Genomic DNA, 18,674 nt, shown 5'->3' on the forward strand with positions numbered 1-18,674 from the left:
TCGGGGCGTGGAGGTCGACGTGGATAGGCACGGCTGCCCGGTCGGGCACCATGCCGAACACCGTCAGGAGGCACCAGAGATGACCGACCATCCACCCACGCGCCGCACCGTTGAGGTCGACGCTGACGTGTACGACGTGTTGGCGCGCACTGCCGCCAGTCGAGACACCGATGTCAACGGCGCGCTGCGCTACCTGATCGAGGCGCCGACGCCTCGGACCGTCGCGGAGGATGACGAGGACTGAGTCGGCATACGGAACACGTCGCCCGGTCCGCGCTGGCGGACCGGGCGACGTGTTCTGCGGGTCCTCGTGGCCCCTACGCGGGTGCCGCGCCGGTCGCGTCGGCGGCAGCGGCGAGGAGTCGTTGCGCGGTGCGTGGGGTGATGCCGAGTTGTTGAGCAAGGATCACGCCGAGCCCACGTCGGTCCTGCCCGGCGGCGTCGGCCTCGGCGAGGAGCGTGACGGCGGCCTGGAGGCGGGGATCGTCGGCGTACGGGTGCGGCTGGCGGACACCGGTCGCGCCGAGGGGCCGGCCGGTGGACTGCCGGCCGGTGCGGGCGTCGGCGACAGCCCAGACGGTGCGGCGGAACCACAGGCGGCGGACCCGTCCGTCGGGCAGCGTCTCGACCCGGTCGGGATGGTGGAGCAGGGTGTCGGGCAGGTTGCGGTACGAGCCGTAGCCAAGGACCTTCGCCGCTGCGCCCGAGCCGAGGAGATCCTCCGGGTCCCCGCGGCGGTCGACCCTCGTCAGCTCCGCCCGTTTCGCCCTCAGGTGGGCGGCGTGGAACGCCTCGATGTCATCGAGCCAGAACCACTCCCGGCCGTCGTGGGCGAAGCCTTCGGGGAAGCCGAAGCGGGCGCGGTGGCTGCGCCAGTGGATGACGGTGGAGTAGGCCGCGCCGGTGTGCGCGGCGACTCCGGCCCGGTCGAGGGCGGTCCGTCCGTCGATGACCTGTCGTGCCACGCCGTTCATCTTCCTCTCCGGCCAGCGGCTACCGCTCGCATGGTCGAGGTGGCGGCGGCTCGGGCCGGAGGGTCGGGTACTTCATGGCTCGGTGGGCGGCCGTGCTCGGCGGCCCCGCAACGGGCGAGGTGACCGGTCGGGCGGTGCCCGCACTTCCCGGGCCCGCCCGCCGGCCACCGTTCCCACCCGGTCACGTCGGTGGGCGCAGCACCTTCCATGCCACCTGCGCCATGCGGTCGATGCGCAGCGCGGCCAGTTTCGCGCGGGTAGCGGGCTTGAGCGCGTCGTACACGGTCAGGATCGCGGCGGCGGTGGTCGCGTCCACCAGCACCCCGTCGATCTTGCGGCACGCGCCACCCTTCGCCTCGCGCAGCAACTCGATGACACGGGGGTCACCTACGGTCGCGTCGTCGGGGAGCGCGTCGATGTCGGCCAGCCCTTCGCAGTCGGGACAGGTCACCATGTGCGGGTCCTCGGTGATCCGACCCACCGGCACGCGCTCTGCGCCGCACACCGGCCCGACCCGGCGGCGGGCCTTCGCGTGGGTGAGCACGGGCCACCCGTGCCTCCCCGTGTCGGTGGTCATGGTGCCTCCCCCGTCGGTTGGGGCCAGATGCCGAGCGGCTGGCCAGGCGCGATCCGGCCTCGGCCGGGGACGAGGGTGTCGAATACGTCGGAATACCGTTCGTGGAGTTGACCCCGGGTGCGCATGAGGTGTTTGCCTCGGGTGAGTTTCGCGGGCAGGGCCTCAACCACTCGGCCGATCAGGCCGTATAGGTCCCGGGCCTCGATGAAGTCGGCGCATTCGGCGCAGGCCGACCAGCCTTCGCCCCATGCCTGGGTGAAGGCGTGCTCGGTGTCGGTGCGGCGTACCCGTGCCGCATGGTGTCGAGTCTGGTAGTCGCCCACGGCGAAGACCTGCGCGGTGACTCGGCGGGTGTCGGTGACCTGGTTGGCGCACCGGTAGATCCAGGCGGCCTCCGGTGCGGAGCAGAAGTCACAGTCGATGATCGGATCGGGGATCTCGGTGACGGGTGCGGGCTCGGGGCGGTGGTCGCTGGGCTGGCCGCGCTGCTCGGCCGCGTGCAGGTACTCGACGATCAGACCCCGGTTGTTGATGCGGAGGTTGAGCGCGCGACGGCAGCGGCGGCAGTAGAACGGCTCCGGGACCGGCGCCGCACTCGCGTTGAGCGCTGCCGCCTCGGGGAGTCGGGCGGATTCCTCGTGGTGTGGGGAGTGCGGTGGCATTACTGGTCGCCTCCGTCCTGGTTGCGGGTGGGCTGCGGCGGGGTGGGGTGAGCGGGGCCGAGGGTCAGGCCGAGGCGCAGGGTCGCGAGGTCGACCAGGCGTCGTAGCAGGCTCGCCGTGCCGGTGCTGAGGTCAGGGTCGTAGTCGTGGGCGATGCGGCAGGCCTCGCGCACCGCGACGCACGCGGAGGTGAGGGCGGCCTCCAGGGCGGCGCGGTCGTCGTCGCGGGTGGCTCGCCTGATGTTCGCTGCCGGGTAGGTGCGCTCGTCGCCGGTGGGAAAGCGGAGGGTGTAGTGGCGGGCGTATGTGGTGTGCGGGGTGGAATAGCGGACATCGGTGACGGTGCCGAGGCGGTATTCGACCGGGTCGGCCGGGTTGATCACCCGGGCGGTGTCGCCGTACTCCAGGGACCGGTACATCAGGACTCCGTTCAGGGGCGCGTGCTGGTGGGATGGCCGTTCTCGGGGGGTGCCGCGCGGCCCGGGGTGGGACCGGGTCGCGCGGCACCCATCGGCGGTCAGGGGTGGGCGGCCGGTGGGCCGTCGGCACCGTCGGGGGTGGCCGGTGGCCAGATGGCCCCCTCGGTGGGGAACGGCGGTGCGGCCTTCACGTGGGGCAGGCCGGGGTCGAGTTTCTGGCCGATGCGGTCGAGGCTGACCGCTCCGTACGCGGTCAGGTGCGCGCCCACGGCGAGGGCCTGTGCGCCGGTGAGCAGGACGACGAGGCGGCGGGCGTGGGTGTCGTGGACTCGCAGCTCGACGTGACCGGTGGTCAGCGGCCGGACCGGGAGGAACCGCTCGACCTGTGCGCCGCCGGGTGCCGTCGCCCAGATCGCCGCGCACAGCGCGTTCCATTGCTCGTTGACAAGGGTTTCCCAGTGCTCCGCGCGGGCGGTGAGGGTGGCGTGTTCGGCCTGGCTGGTGGAGTGTTCGGCGAGCGCGCGGGCGACCTCGGCCGCCGCGAAGTTCGCGCACACCCGGTTGGCCAGCGCGATCATGGTCCCGGCGGTGTGTTCCGGCGTCGGCAGCGTCGTCACGGGAGACTCCGGTGGAGGCGGGGGCGTCGAGGCGGGCGGGGTGGGGGCGGTATCGGCGGCGGGGTGCGCGCCGGTACCGGAGCCGGGCGGGGTGTTCCCGCGCCGGCCCCAATGCCGGCCCACCTCAGACCGCCAGCAGCTCGAACGCGCGGGCCTTGAGGTCCGCTCCGGCACCGGTCAGCGCCCGGCTCGCCCGGACGAGGTTGGTCTTCGCGGGGGCGAAGTGGTCCACGTACTCGGTGATGGCCTGGTAGCCGGCCCACCGGGTGCCCTTGATCGCCTTCTGCGTGTCCGCGTCGCGGATGAGGTAGCGCAGCGTCGCGGTGCGCTGCTTCGCGTTGTTGCGCGCTGTGTCGGAGGCGTCGTCGGCGAGGGGCCACACCTGCGCGACGATCTTCTCGAACTCGCCCATGGTCAACGACTCGTTGATCATCTTCTCGGCTTCCGTTTCGAACGCGTCGAACGCCTCCCACATCAGGCCGAGGGCCTGCCGCGCCTCGGCGATCTTGCTGGTCACGTTCGAGGTGTGCCGGAACGTGTACGAGCTGCGCGACCGCTGGTAGGCGAGGGCCTGGGTGTTCGCGCACACGATCCGCACCGGGGTCGCGTCGAGTCGCAACGAGGCGGTGCCGTCGTGGGAGGTGGTGGCCGCGAGGTACAGGTCCATGTCGTCCACCCCGGCAATCCGCATCGCCGTCGGCAGCTTCATGGTGACGAAGACCGACCGGCCCTTCCGCATGGAGCCGGCGGTCTCGAAGTGCGCGCCGGAGGCGTCGACCAGGAGGTTGAGCGTCTCGGCGACCTGCTCGTTCTGCACCACCGAGTAGTCCTCGCCGACCACACCGAGGTACTCGGTCTGCCCGGTGGCCGGGTTGGTGCGCACGGTCATGTACTTGTCGGGGCAGTCGACCTTCGTCACCCCACGCTCGGTGACCTCGATGCCCTGAAGGGCGATCTTGCGGACCTCCCAACCGCCGAGCCACGCCTTACTCATCACCTCCTGCGCGGTCATGCAGGCATCGGTGACGGTGCCGAGCTGATGCCAGGCGGTCAGCCGCGCGGAGGCGAAGGCCGTCTGGCCGTTGGCGAGGGTCTCCAGTTCGTGTGCCACGGTGGCACCCCTTCCCGGTCGTGTGGTGTTCGGGTGCGCGGCGGGCCGGGGATTCCGGCCCCGACCGCGCCGTCAACATCAATGTTTCCTACCTCCACGTGTCGATCAAGGCGATCGATTCGAGCCGATGGAGGTTTCTGCGGCGAATCTGACGCCCGCCGCCGGGCGCGGCCTACCGGGTGTCGGTGGCCGGGCGTAGCCGCCCGTCCGGCCCGTACACGTAGGTGTGCACGGTTGTGAACGGGGCCGGTAGGTACACGGTGAACCCGTGTTCGGCGATGAACCGGGTCCGATACGCGCGGGTGACGCCCAACAGGTACCGGTCGGGTTTGTCACCGTGCGACCCCGGCGGAATGATGCCCGCCCCGGGCCGGTCGGCACGGGCGCGGCGGTGCCGACCGAGCGCGATGTGCGGGCACAGCGACAGGGCGGCGGTCATGCACTCGGGGTGCCCCGGCGGGTCCGCGTAGCGCATCAGCTCAGCGGCTCTCGGGCCGCCGAGGAACGCCACCCAGTAGCCCATGGGCTCACCGCACAGCGAGCACCTCCGTTCGACGGCGAGGCGGGTCGAGACGGTGGTGTTGATAGTGGTGAAGTCCACGTGCGACCCGCCGCCCGTCGAGTCCGGGTGGATGTTGACCGGCGGGATGGGCAGCCCGCGCCGCGCGTCGTGAGGACGCGCGGCCAGCGAGGGCGGGATGTCGGGCCCGTCGGCGGTGGCCGATGGGCCGGTCACGAGGCACCGTCCGCGCGGGTGGACCGGGCATCGGTCACGGTGACGTGCGGTAGCTGCGCCCGCAGTACGGCGTGCGCCTGTTCCCATTGCGCCTCGGTCAGACTCCGGCTTACCGGTTCGAGGTGCGCGGCGGTCATCGTCACGGCCATGATGTCGGCCTCGTCCGCCGAGTCGAACACGGCCACCATGTCGCCCCCGGCAACCACATAGACGCGAGGGTCATCGGCGGGTGAGGCCACGGCGGTACGGAGGTGGTCGGCCAGCCACCGCCCGACCACCTCCGCCGGGTCGCCGGCCAGGGTGCCGGTGTCGTAGTTCTCGTCATCGAGCCACGCAAGGTGATCGGCGACGGTCCAGTCAGGGTGGATGAGCCACGATTGCCGTACGGCCTGCCACATGGTCAGGCGTGCCGGTGCGCCGATCGGGTCCGCCGGTTGCGAACCGTTCGGGCCGGGCACCGGGCAGAGCGGGGTGCCGTCGTGGTGGGACGTGGCCGGGCGCGAGGCGAACCCGTCGAGGGGCCAGTCGCGCGGCGGCACGGTCCGGGCCGGTTCCCCGCATTCGGGGCAGCGCAGCGACCCCGGCGCGTGCATCGGGCCGTGGGGGTGGTCGTCGGGTCTGGTCATGGTCTGTTCCTTCCGTGGCGCTGGTGGGTGGGCGTGCGGGTGCCGGGGCCGGGCGTGGTGCCCGGCCCCGGCGGGGCGGTAGGTCAGGCCGCTACCAGCGCGGCGGCGGCCTCGTCGGTGCCGGTCTCGTCGGCGCTGGTCTCGTCACCGGCGGGCGGGGTGGTGTCGGTCTCGGGCGCGGCCATGAACGCGCGAACCTCGGCGGTCGGGGCGGGCGGGTTGTCGGCGAGGGCGTAGGTTTCCGGGGCCTCACGGGTCAGGACCAGCACCCCGAACCCGGTCAGCTTGTCCATGCCGTTGCGGACCGCCCCGGGGCTACGTCCGCCGATCTCACGGGCGACGGTGCCGGGGGTGACGTCGTGGCCGGGTCCGAGGTCGCGCATGAACGCCTCGACCCGGTTACGCAACTCGTTCTTGCCCAACTTGGCCGACCCGTCGCTGTTGATCTCACCCGTTCCACGACCGGTGCCAGCCACCCGGCGGGCCGACGGGCGGCGAATCTTGCGGGTGTGCCCGCACGTCGGGCACGTGGAGTGCGTCGGGGCGTTGGCCGGGTCCACCGTGGCGAGGTCACCGTCGCCGATCACCCACAGCTCGTCACCGTCCTCGGTGACCGGCAGGCGACGGGCGGCCCCGGCGACCTCCATCGCGGCGAGGATCGTGTCACCCATCGCCACCGACAGGCCGCTCTCATTGATCGCCGCGTCGGCCGTGATGCCGTCCGGGTGCCCACCGAGCACCCCCGCCATAATCAGCACTTTGAGGTCGGGCTGCGTCCCGACCGGTGCCCCGGACACGGGCACGCCGGACACCGGGGCGGGCACCCCGGACACCGGAGCTTCCGGCAGCGTCATGTCATCAGCCGTCGGGGCGTCGCTCGTGGGCGTCGGCGCATCGGCGTCGGTCGGGTCGTCGTCGGTGACAGCCGCGTCGGGCGTGGTCACCGCGTCAGCCGACGGGACGTCACCGGTGGGCGACGGCGGGTCGGTCGGGTCGGACGTCGCGTCATCGGCCGCCGCAGCGTCGTCGGTGAGGGCGGCGGGCTCGGTGGCGGCATCCGGCGTCGTGTCCGGGGCGTCCTGCTCGGGTGCGGTGTCCGGCGACGCGTCGTCGGCCGCCAAGGCGTCGGGGGTGAGGTGCCAGACGTCAGCGCTCTTACGGTTGCCCTTGGCCGGGTCGGAGGTGCGGGCGGCGGTACCAGCGGCCTCCATGGCCGCGAGCGCCTCGGTCACCACCGACAGCGGCAGGTTCCCCTGTCCGGCCAACTTGCGGGCGGTGACGCCCGGAAGACGACGCAACTCCTCGGCGACGGCGGACCGGGCCTCGTTGGTGCCGGGGGTGAGATTGATGTTTGCGGTCATGGCAGAACACCTCCACAAAAAGGGGTCGACAATAGCGATTCCGCATGCGCGGCGCGCATCGTTTCTGCGGTTTCGCTGGGGCGGTTTTCGTTGCCCACGTCCATGGACGCTCGACGCCCGATAGTTGTCAACCCCGCCCACCAAGACTCTTTAAATGGTTCGCGTCGCGCTCCATTCGGGAATCCGTCGCCGTGTCCCGCAATGCCATTTGACGGCCCCCACATCGCCGCCTTGCCCCCTGCCGCGCCGCCCCCTACCGCTGCACAGGGACGGTGGCGACACGTCGGCAGGGCGGGGCGGCAACCTCCCCACTGTCGACAACACTCCCCGTACCCGTGGCCGGGATGCGCGGCGGACGGCGGCCGTCGTGGCCACTTTCGCATGGTGCGGAAAATCACTTCACCGATTTACAGGGACACCCCTTTGCGTCGCATAAACGGAATGGTGTCAACAGCGTTGTCCTCGGTGGCGGGATAACCCTCGTGGGCCTCGTAATGCAGGTGAGGGCCGGAGGAGTTTCCGGAGCTGCCGACGTGGCCGATAGGCTGTCCCGCCGTCACCGGCTCGCCTACCGTCACGGTCGGCTGTCGGATCAGGTGGCAGTAGCGCGTCACCACGTCGCCCGGATGGCGGATCTCCGCGTACCAGCCGCACCCACCGAGGCCGGGGTATCCGTCGCTGTCGCACGGCATCGGCCCGCCGGTGGGTTCCCACGAGTCACCGCCGACGTTGCAGCGCACCCGCACGACGACCCCACCCGACGCTGCCCGGACAACCGTCCCTCTCGCGGCCATGATGTCGACCCCGTCGTGGCCGGGCCGGTCACCGGTGCGGAAGCCGGAGCCCGCCTCCCCCACCACCGGACGGGTCCACCCGCCGACCGGCACCTCCGCGCAGACAGGCGACGTCGCACCGGCCGTTGTCGCCCACGTCTCGTGCGCGTCTGAGTGCACCGCCCCGACGCAACCGCCCCCACCCCCGCCGCCGAACACTGACGAGACGACTCCGGCGGTAACGGCGGCGACCAGCAGCAACGCCCCGGCAAGTCCCACCGCGATCCCCACGGCTACCCGTCCCACGGCACACCGTCCGTGACCGGTGCGGGCAGCTCGGCCAGGCTCACCCGGTCCCGGTGGCCCACCACCCGCCAGACCGGCCCCGCCGGACCCCCGGGGTCGGCGGTGGCGGTGGCGACCGTCACCCCATCAGGTAGCCCGACCCGGCGCAGGTGGTCGTGCAGGTTGGCCTCGCGGGCGGCGGTTGGCAGCCAGAACAGCACCGGATACGCGCGGCGGGGCGGCAGTGCGGCGTAGCGGCCCAGCTTGCCCACGACCCGGCTCAGGGTCTCGGTGCCGAGGTCGACCTCGGCCCAGAACGGCACCGCCCGCCCGTTGTCGGCCCACACGCCGTGTCCGTCCGGGCGTACCAGGTTGCCGCACGCCTCCCGGCAACGTGCCTCGTTCCACCACCGCACCAACCGCGCGCCGGGGTGTGCGCGGGCGTGGGCGGTGAGCGCGACGAAGAACCCGTTCACCGTGAGCAGGTGCGCCAGGGTCGGGGACATGGCGAGTCGGGCGGTGGCGTCGCGTACAGCGGCGGGACGGGGCAGCGGTGCGCCTCGTCCGGCGGCGAGCAGGGCCGCGCCGACCGGGCCGAGGGTCCACCTCCACGCTTGTGAGCCGGGCCGCTGGTAGTGGCGGAACCGGTCGAGGATGTCTCGATCGTGGAGGGTGTTGAGGCGGTTGCGGGCTCGGCCGACGGAGCCGAACGCGAGGTCGACGAGTTGGTCGGTGGTGAAGGTTCGGTGCTGGTCGAGCAGGTCGAGCAGGAGCCGGTCTCGGGGGGTGAGCCGGCCGAGTTCGGCGGCCACGACGGACGCCGTCAGGCGGGAGCTGCCGATGGCTGACGTGCGGGTGGGAGGGATATCTCTTATCAGTCGGTTCCGGTCCACCAGTCCTCCTCACCGCCGTCGACGTGCCCGTACGACGTGTTCATGGGGGCGTGTTCACCCGGCTGGTCACGGTCGTTGGAATGCTCGTTTGATCGCTCGTTGGAGGTCTCGTTAGACCACTCGGGGTCGACGAACGTGTTGTGGCCGACCAGGTCGGTGACGGCGGGGTCGGCGGGCCCGGGTGGCTCGACGCGGGCGCAGGAGGTGGCGGCTTCGCCGAGCAGGCGCCGCCGCTCGGCGACGGTGAGGCCGGTGTGGTCGCGGGCGGCACGGCGTAACGCGTGCGCGCGGCCGGGTTGCGCCGGTGGTGGCGGCTCGGTGTCGACGGTGACCGGTGGAAGGACCCGGCCGCCGGCGACCGGTCGCAGGACGACCTCGTAGCCGCCGAGGCGGATCAGGTCGCCGTCGTCGAGGTACGGGCGCAGGTGGCGGGCCTGGTCGATGGCGTCGCGGGGGGCCAGGGCGAAGTACACCTTGTTGCGGGCGTTGGCGTCGATCGCGGCCACCATGTCCGCCGACAGCTGCCCGAGGTACTGGTGGGCCAGGACGAACGAGGTGTGCAGGCCGCGGGCCTCGGCGAGGGCGTCATCGATGCCGATGGGCAGGTGCAGGAAGTTGTGGCACTCGTCGAGCACGATCATGGCGTCCGGGCGGTCGTCTTCGGGTATGCGGGCGCGGGCGGTGGTGGCCTGCCACAGCCCGGCAAGGAGAAGGGAGCCGACCAGTCGGGTGCCGTCCTCACCGAGGATGCCCTTGGGTAGCCGGGCCAGCAGGACACCACCGTCGAGGATGTCGGCGAAGGAGAACGTGGTCGCCGGTACGCCGAACAGGCTGTTCGCCATCGGGTGCGCCATCACCAGCCGCAGCCGGGACAGCAGCGGGGCCACGAGACCGGAGCGTTGTGCGGCGGGCAGGTCGTTGAACCCTTCCCAGAACTCGCCGAGGGTGTTGCCCTCCCACGCGTTCAACCTGCTGACGACCGCGTTTACCCGGTCGGTCCGCCACGAGGCGTCCGAGAGCAGCCTGGGTAGGTGGGCGAGAGTGGCGTCGTCGAAGTGGGCGAGGGTGAGCAGGCCGTGGTAGCAGATGTCGGCGGTGCGGTGCCCCCACCACCGCGACCACACCTTCGCCATCACCGCCGTCAGGTTCGCGGCCACGTCATGGGCGCTACCGCCGTGCACGCTCGGGTCGAGCAGGTTGATCGCCGGTGGCGCAGCCCGTTCGTCGGGGTCGATGAGCACCAGGCGGTCACCACACGACGCGGGTAGCCGGGCAAGCAGGTCACGGATCAGGTCACCCTTGGCCGGGTCGAACGCGGCCACGCCGCGCCCGGCGTCGACATCGTCGAGGATCATCCGCATCAGCAGGGTCGTCTTGCCGGTGCCGGTCGGGCCGAGGGCGTGCACGTGGTAGCGGCAGTCGGTCAGAGAGATCCCGACCCGCATCGCGGGCCCGGCGTTGGCGACACCGATGACCTTGCCGCCCAGGCCGTGCCGCTGCTCGCGCGGCACCAGATGCAGCCGGCGGGAATCGGGCGGGGTGCCCTCCTTACGAGTCGTGGTCATGGGCTGCTCCAGACGGTGGGTGCGTCGGCGGCGGTCGTCTCCGACGGTGTGGTGTCGGGGCTGGCCGTGGCGTGGCCGGTGGTGCGGAAGACCTCGCGGGTGGCGGCCCGGCGGCGGGATGCCGCGCCGGGCAGGCCGTAGGCGGTGGGTTCGGCGGGCAGTCCGGCGAGCGCGGCGGCGTCGCCGACGCCGGCCAGGCTCATCCGGGACACGGGCACCCACCGGTCGGCCACGGCACGGGTGCCGCGCCGGAGCCGACGGCGCGTGAAGTGGGGCGACAGCAGCCCGAAGCCGGAACTGACATCGGCAGCAGCAGCCGACGCGGCAGCCCGGGTCGGGCCGACCGCAACCGTCTGCACGGCCACCAGCAGATGCGGCGCGTCAGTGAACTTCACCCGCGCCTGCCGCGCCAACTCCGCCGCGTACGGGTCCAGCCGACCGGTGGGGTGCCGACGGATGCCGGGACCAGGAGTGATCAGGTCGAGCGTCGCCTGGAGGACGGCGCGGACGACGCCTCGGGGGTGGCGGGCACGGTGCGGGTGGGTCATCGCCCGGCGGAGCTGCCGCATCCGGTGGGCCGGTGCCCGACCGAGGTGGACCTGCAGCAGCGCGCCGCCGGTGCGCCCGGCGGAAACCAACCCGCCGTAGACGGCGCGCAGCCGATCGTCCTCCGGGGCGGCGACGTCCATCCCCCGCCGGGACGCCGGGGTGGTGTCCTCGACCAGCGGCAGCCACTCCGGTCGGGTGGGCCGCACCGCGACCGCGGCCACCGCACCCACCGTCGGCACCGCCGGAGGCGCGCATTGGGCGGCGCGGACGCCGGGCCAGCCTCGGTGCAGCAGCCGCACCACCGCGGTGGGGTTGACCCCCGGCGGGAGCCACAGCCCGCAGCGCAGCCCGTCCGGGTCAGCGGCAACCTCCCACACGATCCGGGCTGGCCGCCACGCCCACCGGCGCGGGGCGGGTAACACGGTGGCGAGCAGTCGCCACAGGCCGACCGTCGCGGCCGGAGTCGCGGTCACCGGCGGGGTGATCTCCAACCACCGCGCCCGCGCGGCATGCCGACGCCAGACCTGCCGCCGGCACACCGCCCATCCCACCCGCACGGCGGCGAGCATGGTCAGGGCGGCGAGGAGCAGCGGCCACCGATCCCGCACCAGGTGCCATCCGGTGTCGGCGGCATCGGTGCCCCAGGAGCCACACCACAGCTCACCGACGAACGACCCGGGCACCCCCTCACGGCCGGGCACGCACCCACCGGGAGGAGCCGGCACCGACACACGCAGAACGACGGCGGACATCATGGACACCTCCGTGCGAGAAGGGCTCACCTGCAGGTCGACGACGGGCGGGGGCCGGCGACCGGGCCGGTGAGGATCAGCTCGTGTTCCGTGGTCGAGGCGTGGCTGTGGAACGCCACCCGCGCCGACCCGGCCGACAGAAGCGCATCCCCCCGCTGGCAGCACAGCAGAAACGCCCGTTCACCGTCGGTGAGCCCGAACGCCTCGGTCACGGCGTCGATGGCCTGCGGTGCCTGCCGCAGCAGGATCTGCGTGGCGGCGTTGGAGACGACAGCCCGGCCGGTGGTGGTGGCGAGCACGTCGGCGGCGTCCTGGGTGACGACGGTCAGGCCGGTGCCGTACTTGCGGGCGGACTTGGCCAGGGTCTGCAGGAAACGGCCGCCACGGCCGCCGGACAACAGCTTCCACGCCTCGTCGACCAGCACCATCCGCAGCACGTCCGGGCGACCGCCACGAGAGGTGGCCCCCCGTACGGTGCGCCAGATCGTGTCCAGGGTCAGCAGCGTGCCGACCGGGTGTAGCTGCTCGGGCAGGTCCTTGAGGGCGAACACCACCAGGTAACCCTCGGGGGCGGTGGTGGTCGGCCCGTCGAACAGGCCCTTCATGCTGCCCATCACGTACGGGTGCAGGCGGGCGGCGACCCGCCGGCCCGCGTCATCGGTGTCGTCCAGGGTTGCCATCACGTCCCGCAGCAGCGGTGCGGGACGTCTCCAGGTCTGCGGATCGGTGGTGATGCCCTTGGCCCGGTAGGCGGCCAGCACCGCCACGTCGAGGGAGCGGGCCTCGTCGCCGGGCAACGGCGCGTCGACAGCGGTGTCGCCGCTGGCCATGACCGCGACAAGGGTCTGCAGGAACCGTGCCCGATCGTGGAGGGCGTCGTCGTCACCGGCCGGCAGGTCCAGAGGGTTGATGGTCACGCCAGCCGCGCCGAGGCGGACGACCGTCCCGCCGACCGCATCAGCCAGCCGCAGGTACTCATCCTCAGGGTCGATGACGAACGCCTCCACCCCGAGGCACAGATTGCGCAGCAGGTCGAGCTTGGCCAGGTACGACTTGCCTTCCCCGGAGCGGGCCAGGATTACGGCGTTGTAGTTGGACTGCGCCCACCGGTCCCACACGACCACCCCGGCCGAGTGCAGGTTCAACCCGAACAGCACCCCCATGCCGGTGTCCCCTGCGGTGTCGGGCAGGTCGGGGCTGGTGAACGGAAACGCTGCGGCGAGGGCATCGGTGTCGAAGACCCGCTTCATCTCCAGCGCGTCATACGCGAGAGGGAGGCCGCTGATCCAGCCCTGCAACTGCCGCCACGTCACCGGCGCGGTGTGCAGCAGCAGCGACGCGGCCAGGGACCGCACCTCCGACACCCGGTCGGCGAGATCGTCCGGGCTGCTGCCGTGGACGGTCAGGTACAGGCCGAGACGGAACAGGCGGGCCTCACCTCGGGCGACCCGGGTAGCCAGCTCGGCGGCGTCAGCTGCGGCGGCATCGAGTTCGGGATCGTCGAGTCGCCCCTTGGCGGCATCCTGGCGGCGGGAGGACTCGAACCGGCCCCGCTGCTTACGCAGCCGCTCGGAGGCCACCACCGGCGGGACGGGCTCGATATGGAAGGTGACGTCGACCAGGCCCGGATAGGACAACAACGGCTCAGCCCACCCGGGGCCGACCTCGGCCGGGTAGCCGACCACGGCGAGGGTCGCCAGGTAGCCGTCCCCCACCCGCACATGGCGTCCGTCGACATCGACGGCGTCCGGCGAGCCGGGCAGGACCGTGGCCGACGCGGGCGTGGCACGCCACCGCGCCGGCAGCAGCGCGGAGAACAGGCTCACCGGTCGTCACCTCCGTCAGATGGGGCGTAGGGGATGTGGGTCGGGGCGGTGGGGTCGAGGCTGGTCGCGAGCCGCGCCACGACGTCCCGACCATCGAGCACGCGGGCGGAGACCTCGCAGCCGCCCAACGCGCGGACCGTCTCGGCCGCCTGGTGCGCGGCGTAATACGCGCCTCGCCGGCTGCGCACCGCCACGGTGATCTGCCGGTGCAGCAACTCCCGCTGCCCGGCCAGGTCGGCGAGGAACGCCACGTGCGCGCGGGCGGCCTCCTCCAACGCGGGATGCGGCAACCCCGGGGCAGCGGTGAGGAACCGGTCAGCGAGGTAGGTCAGGTCGACCCGCTGCGCCCGGACACCGATCTGCACCGGGCTGTCGAGGCTGTGCAGCCACCGGGCGAACCCGGCCACCAGACCGTTCTGCTCGGCGGGGGTACGCAGCCCGAACGCCACCGTCGACGCGGCCACCAGGCCGGTGATGCCGTCCACCCCGAGATCGATCAACCCGTCGCCAGTGACGCCCTTCGCGGGCAGACGTAGCGGCGCGGGCAGCGGTATCCGGTCCCTCGGGCCACGTGTGGTGGTCACCCATGCCGGGGCGGGCATGATCGGCCTGTCTGTCGGCACGAGGCGACGTGGGCCGTGACGGTGCCGCAGCGCGGCGAGGACCCAGGCGTCGAGGCTGACACCGTCCCGGCGGCCGACCGCGAGGAGGAACGCCCCAGCGGCGACAGGCACCGCCCCGGCAAGGAACACCAGCGGATGCACCACCGTGGCCGCCGCCGTCCACACCGTATAGAGCAGCAGGCCCGTGACCGCCAGGATCACCAGCTGCCGTCCGGACAGGCCGAACGCGATCCGGTCCGGCCGGTCGATGTCGGCGGGCACCCGAGCCCGCATCGGCTCCTCCTCGTCGCGGCGACTCATCACTGATCACTCCTCGGGGGCGATGACCGGCGTCGCGCCGGGGCGGACGGACGGGCCGGCGGCGGGGACGACTCGCTGCGGACGGCACCCGTACCCGCCGCTGTCGCACCGCCCGCCGGGGACGGTCGTGACGGGGTGGGGACCTCCGCGCCGCGCCCGTCCGGGGACGGTGTTGCGGACGGGGCTGGTGGACGGGGTCGGCGCGGGCCGCCGGACGAGGCTCGCCGGGCGGTGGACGGGGCGGCCGGACTGGCGGCGGCCGAGCCGCTTGGGGTGACGCGCCGTGCCGCCGTGGGCCGTGTCCGAGGGGTCGAGGCTCGTGGGCTGGTGGCCGTCGGGGCGGCGGAGAACACCGGTGTGACGGGGCCAGGTGGCCGGCGCGGCGCAGTCTGCGGCGTGGGTGCTGACGAGAACGTCACCACCGGTGCCGGCCTGTCGGCTGCTGTCCGCGCAGTGGTGGTCGTGGCGTCGCTGAACGCGACTCGGGCCGGTGGGAGGGCCGGGGACGGCGGACTCGACTGGGGCGATGCCGGGTGGGAGAACCGCACCGGCGGGACAACGCCGGACGACGCGGCCATCGGGGTGGACGGGTCCGCCGGGTGGCTGAAGGCGGGGGCGGCGTTCGTCCCAGCAGGTGCGGGCAGCGGCGTGTGCGGGACCGGGGCATGGCTGAAAGCGACCGGCCCTGCCGGGGACGGCGGACGGGGAGTCGGCCCCGGACGGGACGGGCGCGGCGGACGGGACGGACGAGAGCCACCGAGTTGTGGACGGCTCCCAGGCGGACGAGGAGGCGTCCGTCCGGCGACCGGGGACGATGATGCCGTCCGTCCCAGGATGCCGGCCGCCGCACCCAACGTCTTGGTCATCACGAAGGCGCGGACGATCTGACCGAGCAGCCCTCGACCGTTGCTCTGTCCGAGCGGACCGAGAACGAACTGCCGCATCCAGCCCGGCAGCTTGATCAGCAGCCACAACATGGTCAGGCAGACCACGACACCCAGGAGCCCGTTGCCGGTGGAGGGGACGCCCAGCACGGTCGGGCCGGCGGGGGTGAGGAACACCTTGACGGTGGCCATCACGACGACGGCCTGGGCGAGCTGCAGACCCAGGCAAGCCAGGAATGCGCGCCACCACAGCTGGGCTAGGCCCTCGGTCAGCGGGCTGGTGTGGCAGATCAGCGCGGCCGGGGCGATACCGAGCAGGATGACCAGCGCGGCCAGTCTGAGCACGAACGTGAACTCCAGCAGGAGGCACATCACGACCACCGCGATGACCAGCAACACCATCAGGAACCCCTGGCCCCGTAGCGCGTCGTCGGTGATCTGCCGAATTGCGGTCGCGGCAGCCGGGCCGTCGACGCTGTTGCCCGCGAGGGCCACGGTCAGCGCGTTGGTCGCCTCGATGGCCTTCTGGCCGATTATCAGGCTGCTGTTGGCCAGCACCGCGCCGACGGCGATGCGGGGTAGGACCTGCTTGAGGCCATGCCGGGTCTGCAGGGTCTCCCGGGTTGTGACCAGGAACCCGTTGGCCACGACGAACAAGACGAAGACACCATTGGCGGCGATCAGGCTGGTCGTCCAGAACGCCTTGACGTGCTCGTTGGCGGTGAGATCCGGGGTGGACAGCCACGAGTTGCCCAGCGCCTCCAGCACCGGCTGGAGGGCCTGCTCCGCCGCCCACACCACCAGGCCCACCACAGCGGTGCGGACCTGGCCTCCGATGTCGTACCACGCCGGATCGTCGTCGTACGACGGCCGCCCGAGAGCCGGGCCGGGCGCAGGTGCTGGCGTCGCGGACGGAGCCGGTGCCGCTCCCGGCGGGCGGACGCCGGGATCAGGCACGTCCGTCGTCGGTGGTGCGGCAGGCATGGCCGGAGGTGGGGTCGGCTCGGCGTGTGCCGGCCCGGCCCCGGCGACGGCCAGGCCGGCGAGGAGCACCACGCCGAGCAGCAGCACGACCGCCGGATGCCTCGTGCGGCGTAGGGGATCGGTGATGGTAGCCATCAGGCCACCCACCTACCGACGATGGTCACGAACAGCGGTGCCAACAACGCAAGGCCGTAACCGATCGCGGCGGACCGCATCGCCAACTTCGCCTTCTCGATCTCGCCGGGATCACCATTCGCGGCCAGGTACCGCAGACCACCGACGGTGAGGAACAGGCTGGCGACGGAGACCAGGATCCCGACGAGCCAGACACGAATGTTGTTGGCGACCTGCTGAATCGACTCGACGGCCAGCACCGGACCGGGCTCCGCCGCGTACGCCGCGTGGGGAGTGAAGATCAGAGCCACCGTCACCGCGGCGGCCCCGCACAGCATCAGCGCACCCACCGTCCGGGGGCGCTGGGCGATCGAGCGGCCGTGTGGGCCGGCCCCGAGGCGGCGGATCGCCGCCTCGGGGCGCAGGGAAGGGACATTCCTCATGGCTGGGCACCTCCGGAGCGCACGCCTGAGCAGCCCTCATCGGGGCGTAGGCGCGAGTGGGCTTGGCGAAGACGCGGGACACCGGGCGGTGCGCTCATCGGTGACCTGTGGTGCCGACCGGCGCGGCCGTCCTCCTCACAGGAAGCGACGGGTGGGCATGGGACCGTGCGGGTGTCAGCGCCGTCAGCGGTCCGGTCGGAAACAAGGTCACCTACGCGGAAGAGTCCCGCACCAGGGGATTACACATCCGAGCCCCGGATTGGAAACCCGCAGCTCAAGGCGGGCACTTACGGGCGCTTACGGGCCGTCGGCGAGTCGAGCGTGACCGTCGACGTGGCCTCGATGATCACCTCGGCGTACGGGTCAGACAACGCGCCGGACTCGATCGCGGCCCTGAGCCGGGCGACGGCAGCAGACCGCCGCTTGTAAAGGTTCCAGCGGGGCTCACCGGTCCGTTCGGCGTAGGCGGTGAGGCTGACGTCCTCCAGGTACGTCGCACCAATCAGCTCGGCATCGTCGGCGCTGATCACCCCGGCGGCAACCGCGCGAGCCAAAACAACATCCGGATGCCCATACGCGGCCGGCGACGACACCGCCCCCGGGGCATGGCTCGGCGTCCCGGACGAGGCCGGCTCCAGACCACGCAGCTCGGCGCGGGCCTTCGAGAACGCCGCGGACAGCAGGTTCCCGACCACGCCCGACCTGTCCAGGTCGACCATGCCGAGCGCGCGGAGGAAGTGCTCGACGATGGCGGCCTGCACATCCCCGGTGAACAGCTTCGCCAGCAGGTACGCCTTGAACCGCAGGCCCGGCAAAGCGACACCCACCGCACCGACACGCCACGACGGGTCCCCCGAACGGGCGCGCTGCACCAGCAGCCGCCACACGGCGTCTCGGGCGGCGTAGCCGCAGGACGGGTGCATCAGGATCGCCGACAACTCCGGCAGGGCGATGATCCGGCGGGGCAGGCCCAGGCCGAGGCTGCGTCCATCGACCGACAGCGGACTCGGCCGCTGCCCCATCAGCCGGAACCGGTACTCGATGTCGTTGAGCAGCGTCTCGCCACGTCGCCCGGCGGCCGAGCCGGTGGCGGGGATACGACGGTCCATGGTGGTGCTCCCTCGTGGTGACCATGTGCCGGTCGGCGGGAGTGCCGATCGGCGCTGTGCCACCACGCCACCAGGGCCTTTGCACAGATCATGAACACTGCTGATCTTGTTCTAGGCGTCTCGACGCGTGTTCAACCCGAACACCTCGCCGTCACTCGTCAACGCACTGCGGCATGAACCGGAGGGCGTCGCGCTTCACGGTGTGCAATGCGTGACCAGGCCGTTCACGGGCCGTAGTGCCAGCCGCACCTGCGTAGAGGCTGCGCCCCTTGAACACGCGCCGACCAAGACCCAGCCATGGCATCGCAGAGGAACGCGGCCAGGACCTCCTACTGCGCCCACGACGATTCTGTTCAGGGGCGGGACGGTAAGCGAGGATCGGACAGCGCCCAAGCAAGAATGATCTTGTTCAATCCACTGAGAATCTTGTGCAGGCAGGCGGCATCGGGTGACCGAGAGACCCTTTTACCTGTAACCGTCCTTCGGAGCTG

19 protein-coding genes are annotated in these 18,674 nt (G+C 72.1%); 1 reads left to right on the forward strand and 18 read right to left on the reverse strand.

Going from position 1 to position 18,674, the window contains the following annotated elements; translation table 11 throughout:
* The first annotated feature begins 7 nt into the window (after window positions 1-7).
* Entirely contained in the window at window positions 8-244 is a 237-nt protein-coding gene (locus AB0B63_RS23200; RefSeq protein ID WP_357022044.1) for a hypothetical protein, read from the forward strand.
* A gap of 73 nt (window positions 245-317) precedes the next feature.
* On the opposite strand, the gene AB0B63_RS23205 is transcribed toward AB0B63_RS23200, so the two are convergent.
* The 18 genes from AB0B63_RS23205 to AB0B63_RS23290 form a co-directional block, all read right to left on the reverse strand.
* On the reverse strand, window positions 318-974 hold the full coding sequence (locus tag AB0B63_RS23205; protein ID WP_357022047.1) for a hypothetical protein: 657 nt from the start codon (window positions 972-974) through the stop codon (window positions 318-320).
* 181 nt (window positions 975-1,155) lie between these two features.
* Entirely contained in the window at window positions 1,156-1,551 is a 396-nt protein-coding gene (locus AB0B63_RS23210) for a hypothetical protein (protein WP_357022050.1), read from the reverse strand.
* The gene (locus AB0B63_RS23215; RefSeq protein WP_357022052.1) at window positions 1,548-2,213 is read right to left on the reverse strand and encodes a hypothetical protein; all 666 of its coding nucleotides are present in this window, start codon (window positions 2,211-2,213) and stop codon (window positions 1,548-1,550) included. Before AB0B63_RS23215 ends, AB0B63_RS23210 begins: the two co-directional genes overlap by 4 nt.
* The gene (locus tag AB0B63_RS23220; RefSeq protein ID WP_357022055.1) at window positions 2,213-2,632 is read right to left on the reverse strand and encodes a hypothetical protein; all 420 of its coding nucleotides are present in this window, start codon (window positions 2,630-2,632) and stop codon (window positions 2,213-2,215) included. The genes AB0B63_RS23215 and AB0B63_RS23220 overlap by 1 nt, the downstream gene beginning before the upstream one ends.
* A gap of 98 nt (window positions 2,633-2,730) precedes the next feature.
* Window positions 2,731-3,249 carry a hypothetical protein gene (locus tag AB0B63_RS23225; protein ID WP_357022058.1) on the reverse strand — a complete coding sequence of 173 codons (519 nt, stop codon included), beginning with the start codon at window positions 3,247-3,249 and terminating at the stop codon, window positions 2,731-2,733.
* A gap of 124 nt (window positions 3,250-3,373) precedes the next feature.
* Window positions 3,374-4,360, reverse strand: coding sequence for a DUF932 domain-containing protein (locus AB0B63_RS23230; protein WP_357022061.1), 987 nt, complete (start codon window positions 4,358-4,360; stop codon window positions 3,374-3,376).
* Window positions 4,361-4,532: 172 nt separating this feature from the next.
* Entirely contained in the window at window positions 4,533-5,096 is a 564-nt protein-coding gene (locus AB0B63_RS23235) for a hypothetical protein (protein WP_357022064.1), read from the reverse strand.
* Complete coding sequence (locus AB0B63_RS23240; protein WP_357022067.1) at window positions 5,093-5,554, reverse strand: hypothetical protein; 462 nt, start codon at window positions 5,552-5,554, stop codon at window positions 5,093-5,095. Before AB0B63_RS23240 ends, AB0B63_RS23235 begins: the two co-directional genes overlap by 4 nt.
* 251 nt (window positions 5,555-5,805) lie before the next feature.
* Window positions 5,806-7,083 carry a hypothetical protein gene (locus AB0B63_RS23245; protein WP_357022068.1) on the reverse strand — a complete coding sequence of 426 codons (1,278 nt, stop codon included), beginning with the start codon at window positions 7,081-7,083 and terminating at the stop codon, window positions 5,806-5,808.
* 407 nt (window positions 7,084-7,490) lie between these two features.
* Window positions 7,491-8,147, reverse strand: a complete 657-nt coding sequence (locus AB0B63_RS23250; protein WP_357022071.1) for a M23 family metallopeptidase — start codon at window positions 8,145-8,147, stop codon at window positions 7,491-7,493.
* 2 nt (window positions 8,148-8,149) lie between these two features.
* The gene (locus AB0B63_RS23255; protein WP_357022073.1) at window positions 8,150-8,953 is read right to left on the reverse strand and encodes a replication-relaxation family protein; all 804 of its coding nucleotides are present in this window, start codon (window positions 8,951-8,953) and stop codon (window positions 8,150-8,152) included.
* 62 nt (window positions 8,954-9,015) lie between these two features.
* Window positions 9,016-10,599, reverse strand: a complete 1,584-nt coding sequence (locus AB0B63_RS23260; protein WP_208567397.1) for a type IV secretory system conjugative DNA transfer family protein — start codon at window positions 10,597-10,599, stop codon at window positions 9,016-9,018.
* On the reverse strand, window positions 10,596-11,900 hold the full coding sequence (locus AB0B63_RS23265; RefSeq protein ID WP_357022076.1) for a hypothetical protein: 1,305 nt from the start codon (window positions 11,898-11,900) through the stop codon (window positions 10,596-10,598). Before AB0B63_RS23265 ends, AB0B63_RS23260 begins: the two co-directional genes overlap by 4 nt.
* 26 nt (window positions 11,901-11,926) lie before the next feature.
* A complete protein-coding gene (locus tag AB0B63_RS23270) occupies window positions 11,927-13,726 on the reverse strand; it encodes a DUF87 domain-containing protein (protein WP_357022078.1) in 1,800 nt (599 codons plus the stop codon).
* Complete coding sequence (locus AB0B63_RS23275) at window positions 13,723-14,649, reverse strand: PrgI family protein (RefSeq protein WP_357022081.1); 927 nt, start codon at window positions 14,647-14,649, stop codon at window positions 13,723-13,725. The genes AB0B63_RS23270 and AB0B63_RS23275 overlap by 4 nt, the downstream gene beginning before the upstream one ends.
* Entirely contained in the window at window positions 14,649-16,652 is a 2,004-nt protein-coding gene (locus tag AB0B63_RS23280; protein WP_357022083.1) for a hypothetical protein, read from the reverse strand. Before AB0B63_RS23280 ends, AB0B63_RS23275 begins: the two co-directional genes overlap by 1 nt.
* Window positions 16,652-17,074 carry a pilin gene (locus tag AB0B63_RS23285; RefSeq protein ID WP_208567401.1) on the reverse strand — a complete coding sequence of 141 codons (423 nt, stop codon included), beginning with the start codon at window positions 17,072-17,074 and terminating at the stop codon, window positions 16,652-16,654. Before AB0B63_RS23285 ends, AB0B63_RS23280 begins: the two co-directional genes overlap by 1 nt.
* A gap of 287 nt (window positions 17,075-17,361) precedes the next feature.
* Entirely contained in the window at window positions 17,362-18,183 is an 822-nt protein-coding gene (locus AB0B63_RS23290) for a hypothetical protein (RefSeq protein ID WP_357022087.1), read from the reverse strand.
* Window positions 18,184-18,674 lie beyond the last annotated feature (491 nt).

Source organism: Micromonospora sp. NPDC049081 (genome assembly GCF_040648835.1).
Lineage (GTDB): Bacteria > Actinomycetota > Actinomycetes > Mycobacteriales > Micromonosporaceae > Micromonospora > Micromonospora antibiotica.